Source organism: Arabiibacter massiliensis, assembly GCF_902386925.1.
Lineage (GTDB): Bacteria > Actinomycetota > Coriobacteriia > Coriobacteriales > Eggerthellaceae > Arabiibacter > Arabiibacter massiliensis.
The window spans coordinates 1,239,981-1,260,533 of the sequence record NZ_LR698996.1 but is presented as its reverse complement, the minus strand read 5'-3'; the positions used below and the strand labels follow the sequence as shown (position 1 = coordinate 1,260,533).

Annotated in this window: 21 protein-coding genes; 19 read left to right on the top strand and 2 right to left on the bottom strand. The window is 64.4% G+C overall.

Translation table 11 applies throughout. The features are described from left to right. Positions 1-181 precede the first annotated feature (181 nt). From FX134_RS05525 to FX134_RS05450, 16 genes are all read left to right on the top strand, one after another. A complete protein-coding gene (locus tag FX134_RS05525) occupies positions 182-463 on the top strand; it encodes a hypothetical protein (protein ID WP_080798793.1) in 282 nt (93 codons plus the stop codon). A 19-nt stretch (positions 464-482) separates the two neighbouring features. Beyond that, on the top strand, positions 483-1,268 hold the full coding sequence (gene atpB, locus FX134_RS05520; RefSeq protein WP_080798791.1) for a F0F1 ATP synthase subunit A: 786 nt from the start codon (positions 483-485) through the stop codon (positions 1,266-1,268). Between the two features lie 104 nt (positions 1,269-1,372). Then, a complete protein-coding gene (gene atpE, locus FX134_RS05515) occupies positions 1,373-1,585 on the top strand; it encodes an ATP synthase F0 subunit C (RefSeq protein ID WP_080798788.1) in 213 nt (70 codons plus the stop codon). Between the two features lie 51 nt (positions 1,586-1,636). After that, complete coding sequence (gene atpF, locus FX134_RS05510) at positions 1,637-2,254, top strand: F0F1 ATP synthase subunit B (RefSeq protein WP_080798785.1); 618 nt, start codon at positions 1,637-1,639, stop codon at positions 2,252-2,254. Continuing rightward, entirely contained in the window at positions 2,244-2,822 is a 579-nt protein-coding gene (atpH, locus tag FX134_RS05505) for an ATP synthase F1 subunit delta (RefSeq protein ID WP_080798783.1), read from the top strand. Before atpF ends, atpH begins: the two co-directional genes overlap by 11 nt. Next, complete coding sequence (gene atpA / locus FX134_RS05500; protein ID WP_172623398.1) at positions 2,816-4,387, top strand: F0F1 ATP synthase subunit alpha; 1,572 nt, start codon at positions 2,816-2,818, stop codon at positions 4,385-4,387. The genes atpH and atpA overlap by 7 nt, the downstream gene beginning before the upstream one ends. A 13-nt stretch (positions 4,388-4,400) precedes the next feature. Further along, positions 4,401-5,300, top strand: coding sequence for an ATP synthase F1 subunit gamma (atpG, locus tag FX134_RS05495; protein WP_087881537.1), 900 nt, complete (start codon positions 4,401-4,403; stop codon positions 5,298-5,300). Beyond that, positions 5,301-6,755 carry a F0F1 ATP synthase subunit beta gene (gene atpD / locus FX134_RS05490; protein ID WP_087881536.1) on the top strand — a complete coding sequence of 485 codons (1,455 nt, stop codon included), beginning with the start codon at positions 5,301-5,303 and terminating at the stop codon, positions 6,753-6,755. Continuing rightward, positions 6,756-7,163 (top strand): ATP synthase F1 subunit epsilon, encoded by a 408-nt coding sequence (atpC, locus tag FX134_RS05485; protein ID WP_080798776.1) that lies wholly within the window; start codon positions 6,756-6,758, stop codon positions 7,161-7,163. A 485-nt stretch (positions 7,164-7,648) separates the two neighbouring features. Beyond that, positions 7,649-9,097: a hypothetical protein gene (locus tag FX134_RS05480; RefSeq protein WP_080798772.1), complete on the top strand. Its 1,449-nt coding sequence runs from the start codon at positions 7,649-7,651 to the stop codon at positions 9,095-9,097. Between the two features lie 99 nt (positions 9,098-9,196). After that, positions 9,197-9,412, top strand: coding sequence for a hypothetical protein (locus tag FX134_RS05475; RefSeq protein ID WP_080798769.1), 216 nt, complete (start codon positions 9,197-9,199; stop codon positions 9,410-9,412). 140 nt (positions 9,413-9,552) lie between these two features. Next, complete coding sequence (locus tag FX134_RS05470; RefSeq protein ID WP_080798767.1) at positions 9,553-10,512, top strand: hypothetical protein; 960 nt, start codon at positions 9,553-9,555, stop codon at positions 10,510-10,512. Positions 10,513-10,529: 17 nt separating this feature from the next. Next, positions 10,530-10,907, top strand: coding sequence for a metallophosphoesterase (locus tag FX134_RS05465; protein ID WP_143412142.1), 378 nt, complete (start codon positions 10,530-10,532; stop codon positions 10,905-10,907). Then, positions 10,805-11,242 carry a hypothetical protein gene (locus FX134_RS05460; protein WP_172623397.1) on the top strand — a complete coding sequence of 146 codons (438 nt, stop codon included), beginning with the start codon at positions 10,805-10,807 and terminating at the stop codon, positions 11,240-11,242. Before FX134_RS05465 ends, FX134_RS05460 begins: the two co-directional genes overlap by 103 nt. Continuing rightward, positions 11,239-12,066: a metallophosphoesterase gene (locus tag FX134_RS05455; protein ID WP_080798758.1), complete on the top strand. Its 828-nt coding sequence runs from the start codon at positions 11,239-11,241 to the stop codon at positions 12,064-12,066. The genes FX134_RS05460 and FX134_RS05455 overlap by 4 nt, the downstream gene beginning before the upstream one ends. Positions 12,067-12,484: 418 nt before the next feature. Then, positions 12,485-13,006, top strand: a complete 522-nt coding sequence (locus FX134_RS05450; protein ID WP_080798755.1) for a hypothetical protein — start codon at positions 12,485-12,487, stop codon at positions 13,004-13,006. A gap of 62 nt (positions 13,007-13,068) precedes the next feature. On the opposite strand, the gene FX134_RS05445 is transcribed toward FX134_RS05450, so the two are convergent. Together FX134_RS05445 and FX134_RS05440 are read right to left on the bottom strand one after the other, a co-directional pair. Next, positions 13,069-13,329, bottom strand: coding sequence for a helix-turn-helix transcriptional regulator (locus FX134_RS05445; RefSeq protein ID WP_080798751.1), 261 nt, complete (start codon positions 13,327-13,329; stop codon positions 13,069-13,071). Position 13,330: 1 nt separating this feature from the next. Continuing rightward, positions 13,331-13,720: a DUF3796 domain-containing protein gene (locus FX134_RS05440; protein WP_080798748.1), complete on the bottom strand. Its 390-nt coding sequence runs from the start codon at positions 13,718-13,720 to the stop codon at positions 13,331-13,333. A gap of 405 nt (positions 13,721-14,125) precedes the next feature. Between FX134_RS05440 and FX134_RS05435 the strand changes: the two genes are divergently transcribed. The 3 genes from FX134_RS05435 (at position 14,126) to dnaE (ending at position 20,363) form a co-directional block, all read left to right on the top strand. Further along, positions 14,126-15,676, top strand: a complete 1,551-nt coding sequence (locus tag FX134_RS05435) for a DUF2779 domain-containing protein (RefSeq protein ID WP_080798745.1) — start codon at positions 14,126-14,128, stop codon at positions 15,674-15,676. A gap of 28 nt (positions 15,677-15,704) precedes the next feature. Further along, positions 15,705-16,790, top strand: a complete 1,086-nt coding sequence (locus FX134_RS05430) for a threonine ammonia-lyase (protein WP_172623396.1) — start codon at positions 15,705-15,707, stop codon at positions 16,788-16,790. A gap of 111 nt (positions 16,791-16,901) precedes the next feature. After that, positions 16,902-20,363 (top strand): DNA polymerase III subunit alpha, encoded by a 3,462-nt coding sequence (gene dnaE, locus FX134_RS05425; protein WP_080798741.1) that lies wholly within the window; start codon positions 16,902-16,904, stop codon positions 20,361-20,363. Positions 20,364-20,553: the final 190 nt, after the last annotated feature.

Here is a 20,553-nt window from a genome sequence, read left to right as displayed (position 1 = left end):
GCGGTTTGAGGCGAGCCCGCTGCTCGCTTTATGCAGTTTTTTGGCCGTCTTATTCGTCCACTCGCCCGAATTTTGTAGGAATTTGTTACCTTGTCGTAAGTCGGGCGAGAACTTCCGTTATCATACAGAGCGGCTTGATTTAGATGCGCAGGGATGCGCGGTCACACACGGAAAGCAGGTCATGGTAGGAGCGATCGTTTTAGGGGCGTTGGCCGGCATCGCGGGATTTCTCCCTCTGCTCGCCGGGCTGCGCATGACGAGACGGGTGACCGATACCAGCAACCTCGGGCATGCGGGGGCCCTGCTGTTGGGCGTGCTGCTATCGTTCATCGTGATCTTCGTTTCTGCAATCGTCTGCATCGTGGTGGCGCGCGATCTCGTACTGCCCTTCGTCCTGGCCGAGGTCGCCGCGCTCGCGGCTGCCGCCATCGGCTACGGCGTGGTGAAACTGGTGCGTAAGTGAAGATGGAAAGGTAAGACACGTGAACCCTCTTGATACCCTTGCGGAGGAGATTCCTCATCTCCAGGCGTCGTTCGATCCGGCATTCGTGTTCGGCGGCGGCGGCTTCGGGCTGACCCAGTACATTTTCTGGATGATCATCTGCCTCGCCATCACGCTCATCGTGATCCTCGCGGCCAGCAAGCGCCTCACCCTCGTCCCGTCCAACAAGTTCACGAGCATGGTCGAGTACGGCTACGAGTTCGTGCGCCGCGACATGGGCGAGAGCGCCATCGGGCAGGGCTTCAAGCGCCACGTGCCCTTCCTGGCCACGCTGTTCTTCTTCATCCTCATCTCGAACTTCGTGGGGCTCATCCCCGGGTGCAAGACGCCCACGGGCTCCATCAGCGTCACCTGGGCGCTCGCCATCATCTCGTTCGTCTACTTCAACTACTGGGGCGTGAAGGCCCACGGCGGCTGGGGCTACATCAAGTCCATCGCCCCGTCGGGACTGCCGAAGGTCATGGTGCCCGTCATCTGGTTCTTCGAATTCCTCTCCATGGTGCTGCGCGCGCTCACGCTTGCCGTGCGACTCTACGGCAACATGTTCGCCGGCCACATGGTGCTCGGCATCTTCGCGCTGGCCGCGAGCGTCTTCATCGGCGCCGCCATCCAGGGCGCCGGCGCCATCTACGGCGGCGTCTCGGTCGCGTGGCTTCTGTTCCTCATCGCCATGTACGCGCTCGAGGTGCTCGTCGCCTTCCTTCAGGCCTACGTGTTCACCATCCTTTCGGCGGTGTACATCTCGCTGGCCACGTCCGAGCACTAAGCCGCACCACCCCTTGGGTTTCACCGGCGCCATCCACCGCCGGATGAACATAGTAACAACTGGAGTCTTCGGGAAGAGCCCGGAGACGGCAAAAGGAGGACACTGTGGAAATTACACTCGCTGCCTTGAAGCTCGTGGGCTACGGCCTGGCCACGTTCGGCCCCGGTCTGGGCATCGGCATCGCCTGCTACGGCTGCTGCATGGCCACCGCGCGCCAGCCTGAACTGCAGGGCCGTCTGTTCACCAACTTCATCATCGGCGCCGCTCTCGCCGAGGCCCTCGCCCTCATCGGCTTCGTGCTCGCCTTCATCGTGTAACCTGAGCCTTCATCGGAAAAACGCCGCATGAGGCTGTAAGGAGGTTTACACGTGAAAGAACAAGCGAGAAGAACGGGGACCCGCATCGGGTTCGGCGCGGTCGCCGCAGGCGGCTTGACGCTCGCTTCCCCCGCGCTCGCGTTCGCGTCAGAAGGCGAGTCGGCCGGCATCTCGGCGATCCTGCCGGACATGGCGGAGTTCATCCCCATGCTCATCGGGTTCATCGTGATCGCCGTCGTGCTGCTCAAGTTCGGCTGGCCGAAGTTCGAGGGCATGCTGGAGAAGCGCGAGGAGCTCATCAAGGACTCCCTCGAGAAGTCCGAGCAGGCCCGTATCGAAAGCGAGCGCGTGCTCGAGGAGTACAAGCGCCAGCTGGAAGAGGCGAAGGGCCAGGCCGCGCAGATCGTCGCCGACGCCAAGAAGACCGGCGAGGCCGTGAAGGCCGACATCACCGAGAAGGCGCAGACCGAGGCCGCCGCGATGATCGAGAAGGCGCACGCCGCCATCGAGGCGGAGAAGAAGGGGGCCATCGCCGAGCTTCAGGGCTCCGTGGCCGACCTGTCCGTCGCCGTCGCGTCCCGCCTGGTGGGCGAGGACCTGAACGACGACGAGCACCGCAAGATCATCGAGCGCTACGTGAACGAGGCGGGCAGTTTCAATGCCAACTAACCGCCATGTTCTCAAGGAGAAGGTCGCGATGTATGCGTCGGTCCTGCTGGACGGCGCATACGAGGCAGGCGGTCAGGACGCCGTGCTCGAAGTGCGCGACCAAGCCGAGCGCGTCATGCGCATAGCGCGTTCGAACATGGAACTCTCCAGCTCCCTGGAGGACAGCTCCTATACGCCCGAGCAGAGGAACGAGCTGGCGCGCAACGTGTTCGCGCACTGCCTTCCGGTCCTCGTCGACGTTCTGGCCGTCATGGCCGAGCGCGGGGACTTCGCGTTGCTGTCGCGCGTATGGGCCAGCTACGGGGAGCAGCTCGAACGCAAGCTGAACGTCACCGTCGTCGACGTCACGACCGTCGTCGAGCTTGACGATCATCTGCGCGAGGTCATTGTAAAGAAGACGCAAGCCGATCTGGGAACCAACGTCGTTCTGCGCGAGCACATCGACACGTCCCTGATCGGCGGCATACTGATGAGTGCGAACGGCAAGCGAATCGACGCAAGCGTCCTGTCGCAGCTGGAAAACGCTCGCAACGTGCTCAAACTATCAACAGATGGAGGTGAATGCTAGTGACTGAAATCACCGCAAAGTCTATTGACGAGGCACTGCGCCAGCAGCTCGACGCGCTCAACATGAGCGTCGAATCTCGCGAAGTCGGTACCGTCGTCCAAGTCGGCGACGGCATCGCGCGCGTCGACGGCTTGAAAGACGCCATGGCGGGCGAGCTCCTCGAGTTCGTCGGCTCCAACGGCCAGACCGTGTACGGCATGGCCCAGAACCTCGAAGAGGACGAAGTCGGCGCCGTACTGCTCGGCGATGTCACCGCAATCAAGGAGAACGACCAGGTCAAGACGACTGGCCGCCTGGTGGAGGTGCCCTCGGGCAAAGGCCTGCTCGGCCGCGTGGTGAACCCGCTCGGCGTGCCGATCGACGGCAAGGGCCCCATCCAGGCCGACGGCATGCGCCCGGTGGAGTTCAAGGCCCCCGGCGTCATCTACCGCCAGCCGGTCGAGGAGCCCATGCAGACCGGCATCCTGGCCGTTGACTCGATGATCCCGATCGGCCGCGGCCAGCGCGAGCTGATCATCGGCGATCGCCAGACGGGCAAGACGTCCATCGCGGTCGACACGATCATCAACCAAAAGGGCCAGGACATGATCTGCATCTACGTCGCCGTGGGCCAGAAGGCCTCTACGGTGGCGGGCCTGGTGGAGACGCTCGAGAAGCACGGCGCGATGGATTACACCATCATCGTGAACGCCTCGGCCTCCGATTCCGCGCCGCTGCAGTACATCGCCCCGATGGCGGGCGCCGCCATGGGCGAGTACTTCATCTACACCGGCGAGGACGGCCAGCCGGCCGGCCCCGAGAACCCGGGCCGCCACGTGCTGTGCATCTACGACGACCTGACCAAGCAGGCCGTGGCCTACCGCCAGATGTCGCTGACGCTGCGCCGCCCGCCGGGACGCGAGGCGTACCCGGGCGACATCTTCTACCTGCACTCCCGCCTGCTCGAGCGCGCGGTCAAGATGTCCGACGAGATGGGCGCGGGCTCGCTCACGGCTCTGCCGATGATCGAGACGCAGGCCGGCGACGTGTCCGCCTACATCCCCACCAACGTCATCTCCATCACCGACGGCCAGATCTACCTGCAGACCGACCTGTTCTTCCAGGGCCAGCGCCCCGCTGTGGACGTCGGCATCTCCGTGTCGCGCGTGGGCGGCTCCGCCCAGGTGAAGGCCATGAAGCAGGTTGCCGGCACGCTGCGCCTCGACTTGGCCGCCTACCGCGAGCTCAAGGCGTTCACGCAGTTCGGCAGCGACCTGGACAAGGCCACGCAGGACCAGCTGAACCGCGGCGCGCACATGACCGAGCTCTTGAAGCAGGGCCGCTACAACCCGATGCCCGTCATGGACCAGGCCGTTGCCATCTACGCCGGCAACAAGGGCTTCATCGACGACATCCCGGTTGCCGACGTGGTGCGCTTCCGCGGCGAGCTCTTGGAGAGCCTCCACGCTTCCAAGCCGGAGATCTTCGAGGCGCTCACGAAGGAGCGTAAGTTTACCGACGCCATCGAAACCGACCTCAACGCTGCGATCGAGGCTTTCAAGCTGCAGTTCGCTCCCTCGGCGTAAAGGCAGGTAGACTATGCCCAACCTTCACGACATAGAACGGCGTATCAGCTCCGTCTCATCGACGAAGCAGATCACGCGCACCATGCAGATGGTGGCGGCCGCGAAGGTCCGCCGCGCCAACGAGCGCGTGCAGGACTCCACGCCGTACTCCGAATCCATGGTCGAGATGTTGGCCAACGTTGCCAAGCGTGTAGGTGGCTCCGAGAACGCGCTTTTGCGCACGCACGACGAGGTCAGAAACGTGCTCGTGGTGGCCATCGTGTCGGACCGCGGTCTGGCCGGCGGCTTCAACAGCAACGTGCTGCGGCACGTCGATCACCTGATGAAGGAAAAGCAGGCTCAAGGCGCGACCGTGAGCATCGTCGCCTGCGGCAAGAAGGCCGTCGGCTACTACACCTACCGCAAGGTGGAGCCGGTGCTCAGGTTCGCCGACCTGTCTGCCGATCCCACGGTGGAGGAGGCCGCCTCGGTGGCCGCCTACGCCATCGACGGCTATGTGAACGGCGACATCGACGAGGTCATCGTCGTGTACAACCACGCGAAGAACGCTGCCGAGCAGCAGCTTCGCGAGGAGCTTGTGCTGCCGGTGGACACGTCGGCGCTCGAGGCCGGCAAGGCCTCCGAGGTCGCGCCCGACGAGCCGAAGCTCGAAAGCGATGTGATCTTCGAGCCGGACGCCGGTGCCGTTCTGGACCGCTTGCTGCCGGCTTACGTGCGCACGACGCTCTACCACGCGCTCATCGACTCGGCGGCTGCCGAGCAGGGCGCGCGTCGAAACGCCATGATGTCGGCGACGGACAACGCCACTGAAATGGTCGAAACGTTGACCAGACTGTATAACCGCGTACGCCAGGGTGCTATCACGACCGAGATTTCGGAAATCGTTGGTGGCGCGGCGGCTTTGGAGGAATAAATGGCTGAACACATGTTTACAAAGGAGGAGATCGAAGCCAGCAAAGGCGCTGCCGGACGCATCATGCGTATCGTCGGACCCGTTGTCGACGTCGAGTTCCCCCCCGATCAGCTGCCGGCGATCTACAACGCGCTGACAGTTGATGCGAAAACCGCCGCGGGCGATCTGCACCTCGTGCTCGAGGTGGAGACGCACCTGCCGGGCAACCTTGTGCGCTCGGTGTCCATGAGCTCGACCGACGGCCTCGTCCGCGGTCTCGAGGTCATCGACACGGGCCACCCGATCATGATGCCGGTGGGCCCGGAGACCCTGGGCCGCATCTGGAACGTCATCGGCGAGCCCGTCGACGAGAAGCCGATGCCGGAGGTGTCGGGCTACATGCCCATCCACCGTCCCGCCCCGGACTACGACGAGCTGTCCACCACCACCGAGATCTTCGAGACCGGCATCAAGGCCATCGACCTGATCGAGCCGTTCGTCAAGGGCGGCAAGACCGGACTCTTCGGCGGCGCCGGCGTGGGCAAGACCGTTATCATCCAGGAGCTCATCAACAACCTGGCCCAGGAGCACGGCGGCACGTCGGTGTTCACGGGCGTGGGCGAGCGTACCCGCGAGGGCACCGACCTGTACCTGGAGATGAGCGACTCGGGCGTCATCAACAAGACCTGCCTGGTGTACGGGCAGATGAACGAGCCCCCGGGAGCCCGTCTGCGCGTGGGCCTCGCGGGCCTCACCGAGGCGGAGTACTTCCGCGACCAGGGCCAGGACGTGCTTCTGTTCGTGGACAACATCTTCCGCTTCACGCAGGCCGGCTCCGAGGTGTCCGCGCTGCTGGGCCGCATGCCCTCCGCCGTGGGCTACCAGCCGACGCTGGCCACCGAGATGGGCGACTTGCAGGAGCGCATCACGTCGACGACCACCGGCTCCATCACGTCGGTGCAGGCCGTGTACGTGCCCGCCGACGACTTGACCGACCCCGCGCCGGCCACGACGTTCACGCACCTCGACGCCAAGACGGTTCTGTCGCGCTCCATCGCCGAGCTCGGCATCTACCCGGCCGTCGACCCGCTGGAGTCCACCTCCCGCGCGCTCGACCCGCAGATCGTCGGCGACGAGCACTACCGCGTGGCCACCGGCATCCAGGAGCTCCTGCAGAACTACAAGGACCTCCAGGACATCATCGCCATCCTCGGCATGGACGAGCTGTCCGAGGAGCAGAAGCAGGTCGTGAACCGTGCCCGCAAGGCGCAGCAGTTCTTCGGCCAGTGCTTCCATGTGGCCGAGCAGTTCACCGGCCTGCCGGGCAAGTACGTGAAGCTCGAGGACACCATCCGCTCGTTCGCCGCCATCCTGGACGGCGAGTGCGACGAGATCCCCGAGCAGTGCTTCCGCCTGAAGGGCTCCATCGAGGACGTCTATGCGGCGTACGAAGAGATGAAGAAGAAGGACGCGTAAATGGCTGGGTTCACGTGCGACATCGTGACGCCGGTGGCGAAACTGGTCTCCGAGGAGGCCACGCTCGTCGTCGTGCCCGGCGTCGAAGGCGAGATGGGCTTCCTGAAAGGCCACGCGCCGCTCGTATCGGTTCTGGCCGACGGGGAGGCGCGCATGACGGCCGCCGATGGCCAGGTCAAGCACTATGCCCTGCAGGGCGGCTACGTGGAGGTGGGGGATGACAAGGTCATCATCCTCGCCGACCGCGCGCTGCCCTCGGCCGAGATCGACGTCGCCCAGGTGCGCGAGCGCCTCTCCGCCATCGAGGCCGAGCTGTCCGAGCTGTCCGAGGACATAGTCCGCAAGACGACGCTCACGGCCGACAAGGCCTGGTGCGAAGTCCAGCTGAAGGTGGCGAAGGCCGCCTAGCGCGAACGCGCGGCACGCGGTGCCGCTTGGCAACGCAACGGCCCGCAAAGCCGCAAGAGCGTATGAGAGCCCCGACCGGGAACCCCCGGCCGGGGCTTTCCCCTTTGTCATCCTGAGCGAGCGAAGCGAGTCGAAGGATCCCCCGCAGCGCCAGCCGGCAACCCCGCTTTCTGCAAAGTCGTCGAGTTTTGCACCCTAGCGTCATCGAAAAGGCCTCAAAACTGCAATGTCCTTGAGTTATGCACCCTCCTGGAGGCCGGAATCAGAGTATGCGTTCAAGCCGACCTGCGGTTTACCCGCCCACTCTTGCCACGCACTCCCCCAAAGCGCGTTTTTCGGTCGCGCAAGGGTGCAGAACTCAAGGACATTGCACGAAAGCGCCGCTTTCGCCGACGCAGCCGGCTGCACCCTCAATGGGACTTTTTCCTCCCATACCTCCTGGTATCCTGTCATCAAAGGGCAAGAGGGCGAGAGGAAACCGCAACATGAAGGCACGCGAGGCGTTTCTGCAGGAGATCGAATCGGGTGATCCCGACATGTCGTTTCCAGCGTTCGATCGGCGCTTCGGGGGAGGGTTCTACGACTGCCTCTGGCACGCGGAGTGGGCCGAGGTGCGCGAGGCCATCGAGGCAGCGCGCCGCGACGGCTCGGGCGAGCGCTTTAAGTACGGCTATCCCGTCCTTGCCGAGCGCATGCGCGGCGATACCCTCGTGTCGTTCAACACCGTGTTCAAGACGCGCTTCGAAGAGGGCGACGCCATTCCCGAGGGTGCGGCCGTCGGCGACGTGAACCCGTATCTGCAAAGCCGTAAGAAGGCCTGGCTTGAAGGCGTGTCGTCGCTGCTCATCGAGCACTTCCGGCACCAGTACCACTGCCTGGCGAACTTCATGCCGATGCCGTGGGGGCTGAACCAGTGGCGCGGGTTCGCCTGCGACACGGCCACCGGCGTGGCGAATCCCGGCCTGTGCGACTTCTTCGACCTGTTCCTCGATCAGGTGCGGAAGCGGTACCTGGGCTCGGACGACCTGCATCCGCTGGCGCGCGAGGAGTTCGGCCGCTACCGCGCGTACTTCGACGGCTTCGGCGAGGGTGAGGCGGGCTGGGAGGCCTACACGCGCCGCAACTACCTAGATGGCAGCTTCGTGGATGCCGAGGGCCAGGTGAACTACCTGTTCGACCGGGGCTGCGGCGAAGAGCCTGCCACGGAAGCGCTGCTGGCGCACGCGAAGCCGCGCAGCGCGCAGCAGACGTTGGAACTCATCAACAGCGCCTTCGCCTGCTGGGAGCGCCGCGCCGACCGGCTGGCCCAGGTTGCGAGCCAGGACATGGAGCGGTGCGTGCGGGAGATGCCGGGCATCCGGGCCGACAGCCGTTTTCTCTGCGCGCTCGCTCAGGCGAACGGGGCGCAGGTGGCATGGAGCCTGATGAAAGAGGATCGAGGGATCTTCTGGAGGCTTGCGAAACACTACGAGCGGCTGGCCGGCAACGGCAGGGTCGTGCCGCTTGATGGCATCCGGACGCTGGATGGGATCGCGGCGCGTATCGAGGCCGCCTGGGCGGGCGAGCGCAGTTTCGCCGCCTTTTACGACGAGGGGGAGGGCGCTTCCGGCTCGGCGGGGATGGGCGGGCCTTCGCGCGGTGCGGCTTCCTCCGGGATGCGGCATGTCAGGATCATGGAGAACATGAACGTCATCCTGGAGTTCGACGTGGACGAGGAGCTGACCTGCGTGGAGAATATCGTGACCTACCCCATCAATTCTCTTACCAGAAGGCTTCTTCATGATGATCCTGACCCTGCGCGCGTGCTGGAGTTCCTTCGTGGTCGCGTCAATATGCGGAACCTGCACACGTTTCGGCCGGATATGACGTTTTGGAGGTCGATCGAACTTGCGCAGGGCAAGAGCCCTACGGATGCCATATCCGTGCTTCTGTGACCCCTCGGCAGCGGGTTCGAGCCCTGCTTGGATGATCGCGGTCAAACAAGGCGCTATACTGGGAAATGACGGCGACGATGCGTGAGGGAGGAGCGAGCGATGGACGCAGAGGAGAGCGGCTGCGAATTCTGCGGAAAGCGCAACGTCGGCTTGAAGAAGAGAGCGGAAGCGTATGAGGGCACCCTATTGGTAGTTTTGTATGGGAACACCCTTGATGCGGGCGCGTATCTTCCCGACGGCAAAGTCGTCGCGAACGCGCTGATGGACATCAACTACTGCCCCTGCTGCGGTCGCCGTTTGAGCACGCCTTCGTGATTCGATGCATGTCTGAGCGTCTGAGCGGAGCGGCGAAGCGGGTGCCCTTGTCATCCTGAGCGGAGCGGCGAAGCCGCGTAGTCGAAGGATCCCGCGCGGCGCCAGCCGGTAAGCGTATAAGACCAAGAAAGGGAGGTCCTGTGATAGAACTCATTCCATCGAAAGATATGCGAAAGCACCTTGATTCCGTCGGCCGCGAGTTCACCGATTTCGAGAAAGCCGAGCTGGCTTACAACAATTGCTTGCTGCCGACGGAGGAAAAGGAGCAGTTTCTCGTAGAGCTCAAGGCCACTACGGAAGACCAGGAGCTTGTCGAGCGCATCGACCGCTATTTCGAGTGCAAGCAGCAGGCTCTGCGCAGGTTCGAGGAACATGAAGGGTTCGCGTACGTCCTGCAAGGCGCTCGCTTTGAAAATCGTCTGATCGACGGTTTTTTCGAGACACGGGAAGCTGCGCAGGAGTTCGCCCGACGCGCTTGCGGAAACACGGGCTATGAAATAGCGAAAGCCTTCCTTGTTTCCGCGGGGGATGCCCGCGACATCGGCAGCGATGCTTTGAGCAGCGCGGTTGCAGCCCTCACCTATTCCCCTGATCACATCTTGCAATCATGGTGGAGCAACGAGTCGGACGAAGGCCTTCCGTCGGACGAGAGCGAGAAAGAGCAGCTCTTTTTCGACGACACCTATTTCGACATCCCCCATCCGTTCTTCCGAGGGGATGTGGTGAAGGTGCTGGGATGGGACGAGGTCGGTATCGTGCTCGACCCGAAGGATCAAGAGGAAAAAGACGCCCAAGTCCGGCGCGATTCCGAGCGAAAAGACGCGCTCGATTTCTACGATTGTGCCGTCACGGTTGAATTCCCTGATGAGGAGGGGAGTTTTCACCACGATCACATCAATCCCATCTATCTGGAATATGCAACGCTCAAGGCACGCTCGCCGGAGAAGATGCTTATAAAAGCTGCGCGGAACCTTTTGCTGGGCGAAGGCTCCCTTGAGCATTTCCAATTTGTGTGCAAAGCGTACGCACGTTTGAAGACCGTCGAAGCGGAAGCGGAGGCGGAAGCAGGCGAGGGCGCGGGCGAATCGTGTGAGGAGTAGGGTTGTTCATATACGCCATGAGCGATATACACGGGGAGCGGGAGGCGTTCGAGGACGCGCTTTCGGTGGTGGACTTCTCGGACGAGCGCACCTTGCTGGTGCTGTGCGGCGACTACCTCGACCGGTTCCACCTGCGTCCCGAATTCCTCACGTACATCCGGGAGTTCCAGGAACGCCATGAGGGCCAGGTGGTGGTGCTCATGGGGAACCACGAGGACGCGTACTTGGAGGAGCTGGGGCGGGCGTCGGATCCGCTGTTCTCGGACGCGAACGGGATAGTGGAGATGCGGACGTGGGCGCTCAGCCGGCCCTCGACGCGCCGACGCTGCGCTGGCTGCGTCAGCTTCCGCTGTATTATGAGACTGACGCGCAGATTTTTGTCCATGCGGGGATAGACGAGGAAGCCGGCGAGTATTGGAAGGTGGGCACCGAGGACCATTTCTTCCACAGCAAGTTCCCCTGCACGTTCGGGGCGTTCGAGAAGGACATCGTCGCAGGCCATGTGGGCACCTACCGGATGTGCGGCGAGAACCGCGTGTTCTGGGACGGGCAGTCGCACTTCTACCTGGACGGCACGACGGAGACCTCGCACATCGTGCCGGTGCTCAAGTACGACACGGAAACGGGCGTGTACACGAGCTTCGAGAAGGTGGACTTCGGCGGCGGCGTTATGCGGTGGTCGGAGTATGTGGTGAAGCCGGGCGACAGCGACGGGAGGGAGTCTGAATGACGAAGACGCTGGTGGTGGGGGATACCCACCTGAAGCAGAAGATCGTGCTGCCGCGCGTGGATGCGCTGGTGGAGCGGCACGGGGCGGGCCGCATCGTGCTTCTGGGCGATTACTGCGACGAATGGCACTCGACCGACGACCAGCTGATGGACGCGCTCTACTTCCTCGCCGACTGGGTGGACGAGACGCGGGCGTCGGGCGTGCAGGTGGACGTGCTGCTGGGCAACCACGACTACCAGTACCTCATGGGCCAGGAGGGCCCGGGCACGCATATGCGCATGGTGCGGGAGGTGCGCGAGCTGCTGGGAGACCTCGATCCCGCCATAGCCGCCGAGGTGGACGGTTTTTTGCTCACGCACGCGGGGGTCACCGATAGCTGGGCGGAGCGGTACCTGGACGAGCCCGGCTTCGCCATGACGGCGTGCGATCAGCTGAACGCGCTGTTCGAGGGCGGTGCGCAGGAAGACCGCGAGGCGCTGTTCACGTGCGGCGCGGGGCGCGGAGGCTGGGACGTGCCGGGGCCTTTGTGGGCCGACCTGAGCGAGCTTTCGGATGATCCGTGCGCGGGGTTCGACCAGATAGTGGGCCACACGCCGGTGAGCACCTGCGGCCTGGTGCCGATGCCGCCTGCGGATGCGCTCGGCGAGAGCCGCAAGCTGGCAGCCTGCGACACCTTCTCGCTCGCCAGCTCGCTCTGGCCCATCGGCGACGCGAGCATGCTCTTGGTGGAAGATGGCAGGTTGACGGTCGTCGGCGGCGAGGAGGGCCCCGCCCTCACGCCCTGGGGATACGCCGTCCTCGACTGGACCCGCTCGCTCTTTTAGGGTGCCTTTGTCATCCTGGGCGGAGCGCGCCAGCGTTTCCCCCTGTCATCCTGGGCGGAGCGCGCCAGCGCGGAGTCGAAGGATCCCGTGCGGCGCCAGCCGACAACGCCGCTTTCTGCAAAGTCGTCGAGTTTTGCACCCTAGCGTCATCGAAAAGGCCTCAAAACTGCAATGTCCTTGAGTTATGCACCCTCCTGGAGGCCGGAATCAGGGTATGCGTTCAAGCCGACCTGCGGTTTTACCCGCCTACTCTTGCCACGCCCTCCCTAAAAGCGCGTTTTTCCTTCGCGCAAGGGTGCAGAACTCAAGGACATTGCACGAAAGCGCCGCTTTCGCCCGACGCGGCCGCGCAGACGCGAACACGAGCGCGTGCTATCCTGATACGAGCGGCGACAGCGATGCGAGGAGGCGTGACGAGATGGCGGGCGATCGAACGCGGATGTGCGAAGAGGCCGGCGCGCGCATCGTCCTGGCGCATGCCGGGACGGGCAAATCGCACTGCGCGAAGGTGCAGCCGGAGCGGTTCGCCGACCTTCCCTGCATGCCCTACAAGTACCTCATGGAGGAGCTTCGCGAAGATGAGTCCGAGGCGTTGAAGGCCTCCTATCCCGTCGAGGCGATGAATCCGGAGTATCCGCGCAACTATCTTGCCGCCCTGCTCGACGCGCGCGAGAAGGGCGGGTGCGAGTACGTCTTCGCGCCGCCCGACTATCGTGTTGCTGCGTATCTCGAGGCCTGGGGCGTTCCCTACCTTCTCGCGTACCCCGAGCGCGAGCTCAAGGACGAGTACGAGCGGCGCTATATCGAGCGGGGAAACGGCGAGGAGTTCCTGCGCATCTTCATCGGCGGCTGGGATCGGTTCATGGACCTGATGGACGCCCTGAATCCTACCGAGCGCATCCGCCTTGGAAGCGGCCAGTACCTGCTGGATGTGCTGTGACCTGGAGGAAGCTGCGCCATCGAGCGGGCGCTTGGCCTCACGACAGCTGACGCATCGAGGGCTCACGCGCGCCGGGGCTGCGCGTTCTCGTGGAATTGGCGCTGGGCGGCGGTCTCGGGCGCGAAGTCGAACTCGAACAGCTCCTCAAGGGAGGTGCCCAGCACGTGCGCGATGCGCGCGGCCAGCTCGAGTGAGGGGTTGTACTTCGCGCTCTCCAGGCGCACGATGGTCTCGCGGCGGGCACCAACCCTCTGGGCCAGCTCGTCCTGCGTCATGTCGCGTGCTTGACGGAACACGCGCACGTTGCTTTTGAAGCCGGACACGTCAGGCCCCCTGCCGGTCGTAGCGGTAGGTGAGGAAGGCCCAGGCGTTCACCGTGAGCGCGTACCCGAACGCGATGATGAGCAGCTCGGCGCGGTAGAGCACGACGGGGTCGGAGAAGGCGAGCGAAACGGCCACGCTGGCTAGGAAGATGCCCATGATGCCCCACATGAACGTCTTGGAGGCGGCGCGCGTGCGGTCGGCGACGAGGCGCTCGTCGAATTGGGCGAACGGCGAGTCGACGGGGCCGAGCATCTTGTACCACCAGTAGTTCGAGAAGTTGGCGAAGAAGCCGAAGCTCAGAAGCGCCCATGGCTGGTCGGTGGTGAACCCGATCAATCCGAGGCATCCGATGAATCCGTACATCCACGAGAGCGAGTTCATCTTGAACATGATAGCCTCCTAGTGATCTATTTGTATCATGTGATAAATATATCACCCGCATGGAAGGTGTCAAGTGCATGGCTCGGGCTCTTGCGGGTGGAGAGATAATCGTGCTTATAATAAGTACGATTATCTCTCCGCGTAGCGTGCTGCGCGCGTTGCGCCTCTCTGTCGTGGACAAAATCGGCCTTCGGGACTGATTTTTCGTCCGGTGCTCTTGGCTCAGCTTCTTGCCACCTGGGGTTTCTCTGCGGTCAGGCGAGATCGGCGCGAAAAAATCAGTCCCGAAGGCCGATTTTGTCCATGATGCTGTGAGTCATCTATAAAAAGAACCCATGCTGTCCCGTTTGCGGGATAGGGTGACGGGGCGGCGCTGCTATCATGGTTGGAAACGACGCGACGGAAGGAGCGCGCATGGGATTGTCGAAATCGAAATATTGCCAGGGCGTGCAGTGCGCGAAGATGCTGTGGCTTCAGCGGCACAAGCCCGAGGAGGCCGACGACTCGTGCATGAACCAAGCCGTCCTGGACACGGGAAACCTTGTGGGCGACCTGGCCATGGGCTACTACGGCCCCTTCATCGAGGTGCCTTACGCCGACGACAAGCAGCTCATGCTCGACGAGACGCAGCGGCTCCTCGCGGCGGGGGAGCGCGTCATCGCCGAGGCGTCGTTCGCCTTCGAGGGCAACTTCTGCAGCGTGGACATCCTGCTGGCGGAGGACGACGGCGTGCGCATCGTGGAGGTGAAGAGCTCCACGCATTGCAAGCCCGTCTACCTGCACGACATGGCCTACCAGCGCTACGTGGTGTCTTCGTGCGGCCTGAACGTGAAGAGCGTGTCGCTCATGCACTTAGACAGAACCTACGTGCGCCACGGCGAGCTCGACCTGCATCGGCTGTTCGCGGTGGAGGACCATACCGACGAGGTCATAGCCATGCAGGAGGGCATTCCCGCCGCCATCGAGCGCCTGCGCACCGTCATGGAGCAGGACGAGGAGCCCGAGCTGGGCTTCGGCATGCAATGCGGCGATCCGTACCCGTGCGCGTTCAAGGCGTACTGCTGGCGCGAAGTGCCCAAGCCCAGCGTGTTCGACCTGTGGAACATGCGCAAATCGACGAAATTCGCGCTCTACGAGTCGGGTACGGTGACGCTTGCCGACGTGCTCGACGCGGGCGCGATCCTCACGCCTTTCCAGATGCGCCAGGCGATGGCCGAGGCGCTCGGCATCCCGCGCTTCTTCGACGCGGACGCCGTGGGCGTGTTCCTCGACACGCTGTCGTACCCTCTCTATCACCTGGACTTCGAAACGTACCAGCAGGCGGTGCCGCTGTGGGACGGCGTGTCGCCTTTCCAACAGATCCCCTTCCAGTGCTCGCTGCATATCGAGCGCGAGCCGGGCGAGCTGGAGCATCGCGAGTTCCTGGCGAAGGAGGGCGAGGACCCGCGCCGCGCCATCGCCGAGCGCCTGTGCGCCGACATCCCGGCCGACGCGTGCGTGCTCGCCTACAACCAGTCGTTCGAGAAGGGCCGTCTGCGCGAGCTGGCCGGACTCTTCCCCGACCTGGCCGACCATCTCTTGGCGATCTGCGGCAACGTCCGCGACCTCATGGAGCCCTTCGCCAAAGGCGCGTGCTACGACCGCGCGATGGGCGGCTCGTGCTCCATCAAGGCGGTGCTGCCCGCGCTTTGCCCCGACGACCCGGAGCTCGACTACCATGCGCTCGAGGGCGTCCGCAACGGCGGCGAGGCCATGCAGGCCTACGCGACGCTGCACGAGCGCAGCCCTGAGGAGATCGCCCAGGTGCGCGCCCAGCTTCTGGCGTACTGCCGCCTGGACACCCTCGCCATGGTGAAGGTGCTCGACGTCCTGCGCGAGGGATGCCGGGAGGACGTATTGGGTCGCCGCGGCTCTGGCGAAGCCTTCGCCGTATGCGCGGGCCCGGACGCGCATGCAGGATGGTAGAATAGGAGACACGGCGAAGGGAGGCCCCATGGCTATGGATTTGACGCGGCGGCAGGTTCTCAAGCTGGGCGGCATCGCGGCGCTCGGCTGCGCGCTCGGCGGATCGGCGACGCTTTCGGGCTGCGCGGCACCGGTGCCCGCCGGCACGGCCGTCTCTTCCGGCGAGCTGAGCTACGAGCTGGTACAGGAGGCCGCGCGCGTCCTCGACGGGGTGGTCATCCCCACGCCGCTCGTGCCCTCCACGGTGAAGACCGGCGTCTCCAACCTGTTCTTCAAGCTGGAGAACCTGCAGCGCACGAACTCGTTCAAGCTGCGGGGTTCCTACTTCAAGATCGGCAGCTTGGGCGACGAGGAGCGCTCGCGCGGCATCGCCACCTGCTCGGCCGGCAACCACGCGCAGGGCGTGGCCTACGCCGCGCGCGATCTCGGCATCCAGGCCACCATCTTCATCCCCTCGATCGCGCCCCAGGAGAAGGTCGACCGCACGCGCGCCTACGGCGTGGACGTGCGCGTCGTGGAGGGCATGTTCGAGGACGCGAAGGCTGCCGCCGAGGCGTTCGTGGAGGAGTCGGGCGCCGTCTACGTGCCTCCCTACGACGACTACGCCGTCATGGCCGGCCAGGGCACGATCGCCTGCGAGATCCTCGCCGAGCGCGACGACGTGGACGCCATCGTGGTGCCGGTGGGCGGCGGCGGGCTCATCTCGGGCATCGCCTGCGCGGCGAAGGCCGTCAAGCCCTCGATCAAGGTATACGGTGTGGAGTCGGAGGGCGCGCCCAGCATGCGCGCGTCGCTCGACGCGGGGGAGGCCGTGAGCGTCCAGACGAAGGAGTCGCTCGCCGACGGTATCGACGTGGCGCGCCCGGGCGACAAGACGTTCCCGGTGGTGCGGGAGCTCGTCGACGACGTGCTCGTGGTGAGCGAGGGTCAGATAGCCGATGCCGTGAGGGAGCTTGCGAGCCAGCAGAAGCTGGTCGCGGAGGGCGCCGGCGCCGTGAGCGTGGCCGCCGTCATGGCCGGGCTCGTGCCGGTCGGGGCCGACTCCAACGTCGTCTGCGTCGTCTCGGGCGGCAACATGGACGACCAGGTGCTCGCCGACCTCCTGGAAGGCTAGCGCCCGCTTCCGCGCAAAATCCATCGTTTGTTCGAACCTCTTCCGCAGGGATGCTGGTATCATGGCATCGACACAACCACGCGCATCCCCAACTGATTCGAGGCACAAGATATGGCATTCGTCCACCTGCACAACCACACCGAGTATTCCCTGCTCGACGGCCATACGCACATCTACGACATGGTGAAGCGCGCCGCCGACCTGGGCATGCCGGCCGTCGCCATCTCCGACCACGGCGTGATGTCGGGCGTGCCGCAGCTGTGCGAGATGTGCGACAAGGTGGAGGCCGAGACGGGCAAGCGCGTCAAGCCCATCTACGGCTGCGAGGTGTACTTCACCACCGATGAGGAACTGCGCAAGGACGTCAAGCCCAAGCTCTACCACCTGCTGCTGCTGGCCAAGACGAACGAGGGCTACCACAACCTGGTGAAGCTGGTCAGCGAGTCGCACGTAGACAACTTCTACTACAAGCCGCGCACCACCTTCAGCATGCTGCAGAAGTACGGCCACGGCATCATCGGCTCGTCGGCGTGCATCGCGGGCATCATCCCGAAGCTCCTCGACAACCGCCAGTTCGACGACGCCGTCGAGTGGGCCAAGCGCTTCGCCGGCTGCTTCGATCCGGGCGACTTCTACATCGAGCTGCAGAACCAGGGCATCCGCACCGACGCCGGCTTCACGCAGACCGAGCTCAACCGCATGCTCACCGACGTGGCCAAGGCCGCGGGCCTCAAGACCATCGCCACGAACGACTTCCACTACCTCACGCGCGAGGATGCGAAGGCCCAGGACTACATGCTGTGCATCGGCACGGGGTCGTTCGTGAACGACGAGAAGCGCATGCGCTTCGCCAACGACGAGTTCTACATGAAGTCCGAGGAGGAGATGCGCGAGGCCCTCAAGGACTTCCCCGAGGCCTGCGACACCACGGTGGAGGTGGCCGAGAAGGTGGACGTCGTGCTCGAGCGCGACTCGATCCTGCCGCGCTTCCCCTTGCCCGAAGGCGAGACTGAGGAGAGCTACTTCCGCCGCCGCGTGCAGGAGGGCCTGGTCAAGCACTACGGCGATCCGGTGCCCAAGGAGGCGCAGGAGCGCGCCGACTACGAGATGAGCGTCATCATCCAGCAGGGCTTCCCGGCGTACTTCCTCATCGTGCAGGAGTACATCGACTGGGCGCGCAGCCAGGGCATCGGCGTCGGACCCGGCCGCGGATCGGCCGCTGGCGCCATCGTGGCGTACGCCATGGACATCACGGCGCTCGATCCGCTCTCGAACGGCCTGCTGTTCGAGCGCTTCCTGTCGCCCGAGCGCGTGGAGATGCCCGATATCGACGTCGACTTCGAACAGGGACGCCGCGAAGAGGTGATCAACCACATCAAGGACGTGTACGGCGAGGACCACGTGTCCCAGGTCATCACGTTCGGCACCCTGCAGGCGAAGAACGCCGTGCGCGACGCCGCGCGCGTGTTGGAGCAGCCGTACAACACCGGCGACCGCATCTGCAAGATGATCGGCGACGAGCTGGGCATCACCATCGACAAGGCGCTCGAAGCCAACCCCGACCTCAAGAAGGCCTACGAGGCGGAGGAGGACGTGCACGCGGTCATCGACGCCGCGAAGTCCATCGAGGGCCACGTGCGTGGCGAGGGCGTGCACGCGTGCGCCACCATCATCTGCCGCGACCCCATGGCCGACCACGTGCCCATGAAGCGCGACACCAAGGGCGGCGGCATCATCACGCAGTACGACGGCCACTACACGCCTGAACTGGGCCTTTTGAAGATGGATTTCCTCGGCCTGCGCACGCTCGACGTGCTGTCCATCGCGTGCCGCAACATCGAGCAGCGCCTCGGCAAGAAGATCGTGCCCGAGGAGATCCCCATCGACGACGAGGGCGCCTTCAAGCTCATGCAGTCCGGCAACATGGACGGCCTGTTCCAGGTGGAGGGCGCGCTGTACGTGAGCCTGTTTGCGCGCCTGCCGCCCACGCGCTTCTCCGACATCGTCGCCTCCATCGCGCTCAACCGGCCGGGCCCGCTCGAGTCCGGCATGGTGGAGGACTACATCAAGGTGGCCAGCGGCCGGACCCAGATCCATTACTACGACGAGCGCCTCCGCCCCATCCTGGAGGAGACGTACGGCACCATGGTCTACCAAGAGCAGATCATGCAGATCTCCATGGCCATGAGCGGCTTCTCCGCCGGCAAGGCCGACAAGCTGCGCAAGGCCATGGGCAAGAAGAAGCTCGACGTCATGCGCGCGTTGCAGGAGGACTGGAACACCGGCGCGGTGGAGAACGGCTACTCGCTCGACATCGCCAAGCAGATCTGGGAAGACGCCGAGAAGTTCGCGAAGTACGCGTTCAACAAATCGCACTCCGCGGCCTACGCCATCCTGGTCATGCGCACGGCGTACCTCAAGGCGCACTACCCGAACGACTTCATGGCCGCCGTGCTGTCGTCCTACATGGGCAACACCGATCGCCTGATCCGCTACATCGCCAGCTGCAACCACAATGGCACGCCGGTGCTGCCGCCGGACATCAACTCCTCCAACGCGGAGTTCACGCCTACCGACGACGGCATCCGCTTCGGATTGGTGGGCGTGCGCGGCGTGGGCGCCAACGTGGCCGAGGCCATCATCGAGGAGCGCGAGGCCAACGGCCCCTACACGTCGCTGCACGACTTCGTGAACCGCCTGGACGCGAAGTGCTACAACCGCAAGACGCTCGAGGCCCTCATCAAGGGCGGGGCGTTCGACTCGACGGGCTACACGCGCAAGCAGCTCATGCACTTCGTGGACGAGACGCCGCTTCTGGAGAGCGCGTCGAAGCGCCAGAAGGACCGCGACCGGGGCCAGGTGAGCATGTTCGACCTGTTCGGCGACGATCCGGACTCCGGCTTCGAGGAGGCCGTGCCCGAGCCCGACGGCGTGGAGTGGCCCAAGCGCCAGCTTCTGTCCTACGAGAAGGAGATCATGAAGATCTACGTCTCGGACCACCCGCTGCGACCGTACGAAGGCGCCATCGCGCGCATGACGAAGTACCAGCTGGGCGACTTGGCCGAGTGCACGAAGGAGATAAAGTCGGCCACGTTCGTGGGCATGGTGTCGACGGTGGTGACCAAGCTCACGAAGCGCGGCACGAAGATGGCCACGTTCACGCTGGAGGATACGACCGGCCACGTCGAGTGCATCTGCTTCAAGTACGACGATAACGCCGAGGCCATCCAGGAGGACGCCATCGTCAAGGTCAAGGGCAAGTTCGAGCACAACGACCGCGGCAACCAGATCATGGCGTTCGAGGTGGAGGCCATCGAGCTCTCCGACGCGGACGCGCGCCCCTCGCGCCTCGAGCTGCGCGTGCCCATGGCCGACTTCGACCAGGCGAAATCGCTGAAGCTGAACCGCATCCTGAAGTCGTACCCGGGCCGCGACGGCGTGGTCCTGTTCGTCCAGCAAAGCGACGGCCACAAGTTCCGTGCCGAGCTGCCCGTGTCGGTGGATTCGGCCAGCTCCATCATGAAGTCCGAGCTGCAGCAGCTCTTCGGCGCGCAAGTGTGGAGGGCTTCGTAGGGACGCACGCCTTGGCGCCCAGTCGCTCGACCTGCTTGGGGCACGCGGTCGGCGCCCAGTCGCTCGGCAGTCCTGGCTCGCACGGAGGCCCCACTGGGGCCTCCGGCTCGTGCGGAACTCGCTTGGTGGGTGCCGACCGCGCGCCCTGTCCGGGCTGCAGTGCGACCTGCGCGCCCGAGCTTCGCGGGGG

Coding starts and splice junctions, on each gene's coding strand:
- FX134_RS05525 (WP_080798793.1), top strand. CDS start 182: ATGGTAGGAGCGATCGTTTTAGGGGCGTTGGCCGGCATCGCGGGATTT.
- atpH (WP_080798783.1), top strand. CDS start 2,244: ATGCCAACTAACCGCCATGTTCTCAAGGAGAAGGTCGCGATGTATGCG.
- atpA (WP_172623398.1), top strand. CDS start 2,816: ATGCTAGTGACTGAAATCACCGCAAAGTCTATTGACGAGGCACTGCGC.
- atpG (WP_087881537.1), top strand. CDS start 4,401: ATGCCCAACCTTCACGACATAGAACGGCGTATCAGCTCCGTCTCATCG.
- atpD (WP_087881536.1), top strand. CDS start 5,301: ATGGCTGAACACATGTTTACAAAGGAGGAGATCGAAGCCAGCAAAGGC.
- atpC (WP_080798776.1), top strand. CDS start 6,756: ATGGCTGGGTTCACGTGCGACATCGTGACGCCGGTGGCGAAACTGGTC.
- FX134_RS05480 (WP_080798772.1), top strand. CDS start 7,649: ATGAAGGCACGCGAGGCGTTTCTGCAGGAGATCGAATCGGGTGATCCC.
- FX134_RS05475 (WP_080798769.1), top strand. CDS start 9,197: ATGGACGCAGAGGAGAGCGGCTGCGAATTCTGCGGAAAGCGCAACGTC.
- FX134_RS05465 (WP_143412142.1), top strand. CDS start 10,530: ATGAGCGATATACACGGGGAGCGGGAGGCGTTCGAGGACGCGCTTTCG.
- FX134_RS05455 (WP_080798758.1), top strand. CDS start 11,239: ATGACGAAGACGCTGGTGGTGGGGGATACCCACCTGAAGCAGAAGATC.
- FX134_RS05450 (WP_080798755.1), top strand. CDS start 12,485: ATGGCGGGCGATCGAACGCGGATGTGCGAAGAGGCCGGCGCGCGCATC.
- FX134_RS05440 (WP_080798748.1), bottom strand. CDS start 13,720: ATGTTCAAGATGAACTCGCTCTCGTGGATGTACGGATTCATCGGATGC.
- FX134_RS05435 (WP_080798745.1), top strand. CDS start 14,126: ATGGGATTGTCGAAATCGAAATATTGCCAGGGCGTGCAGTGCGCGAAG.
- FX134_RS05430 (WP_172623396.1), top strand. CDS start 15,705: ATGGCTATGGATTTGACGCGGCGGCAGGTTCTCAAGCTGGGCGGCATC.
- dnaE (WP_080798741.1), top strand. CDS start 16,902: ATGGCATTCGTCCACCTGCACAACCACACCGAGTATTCCCTGCTCGAC.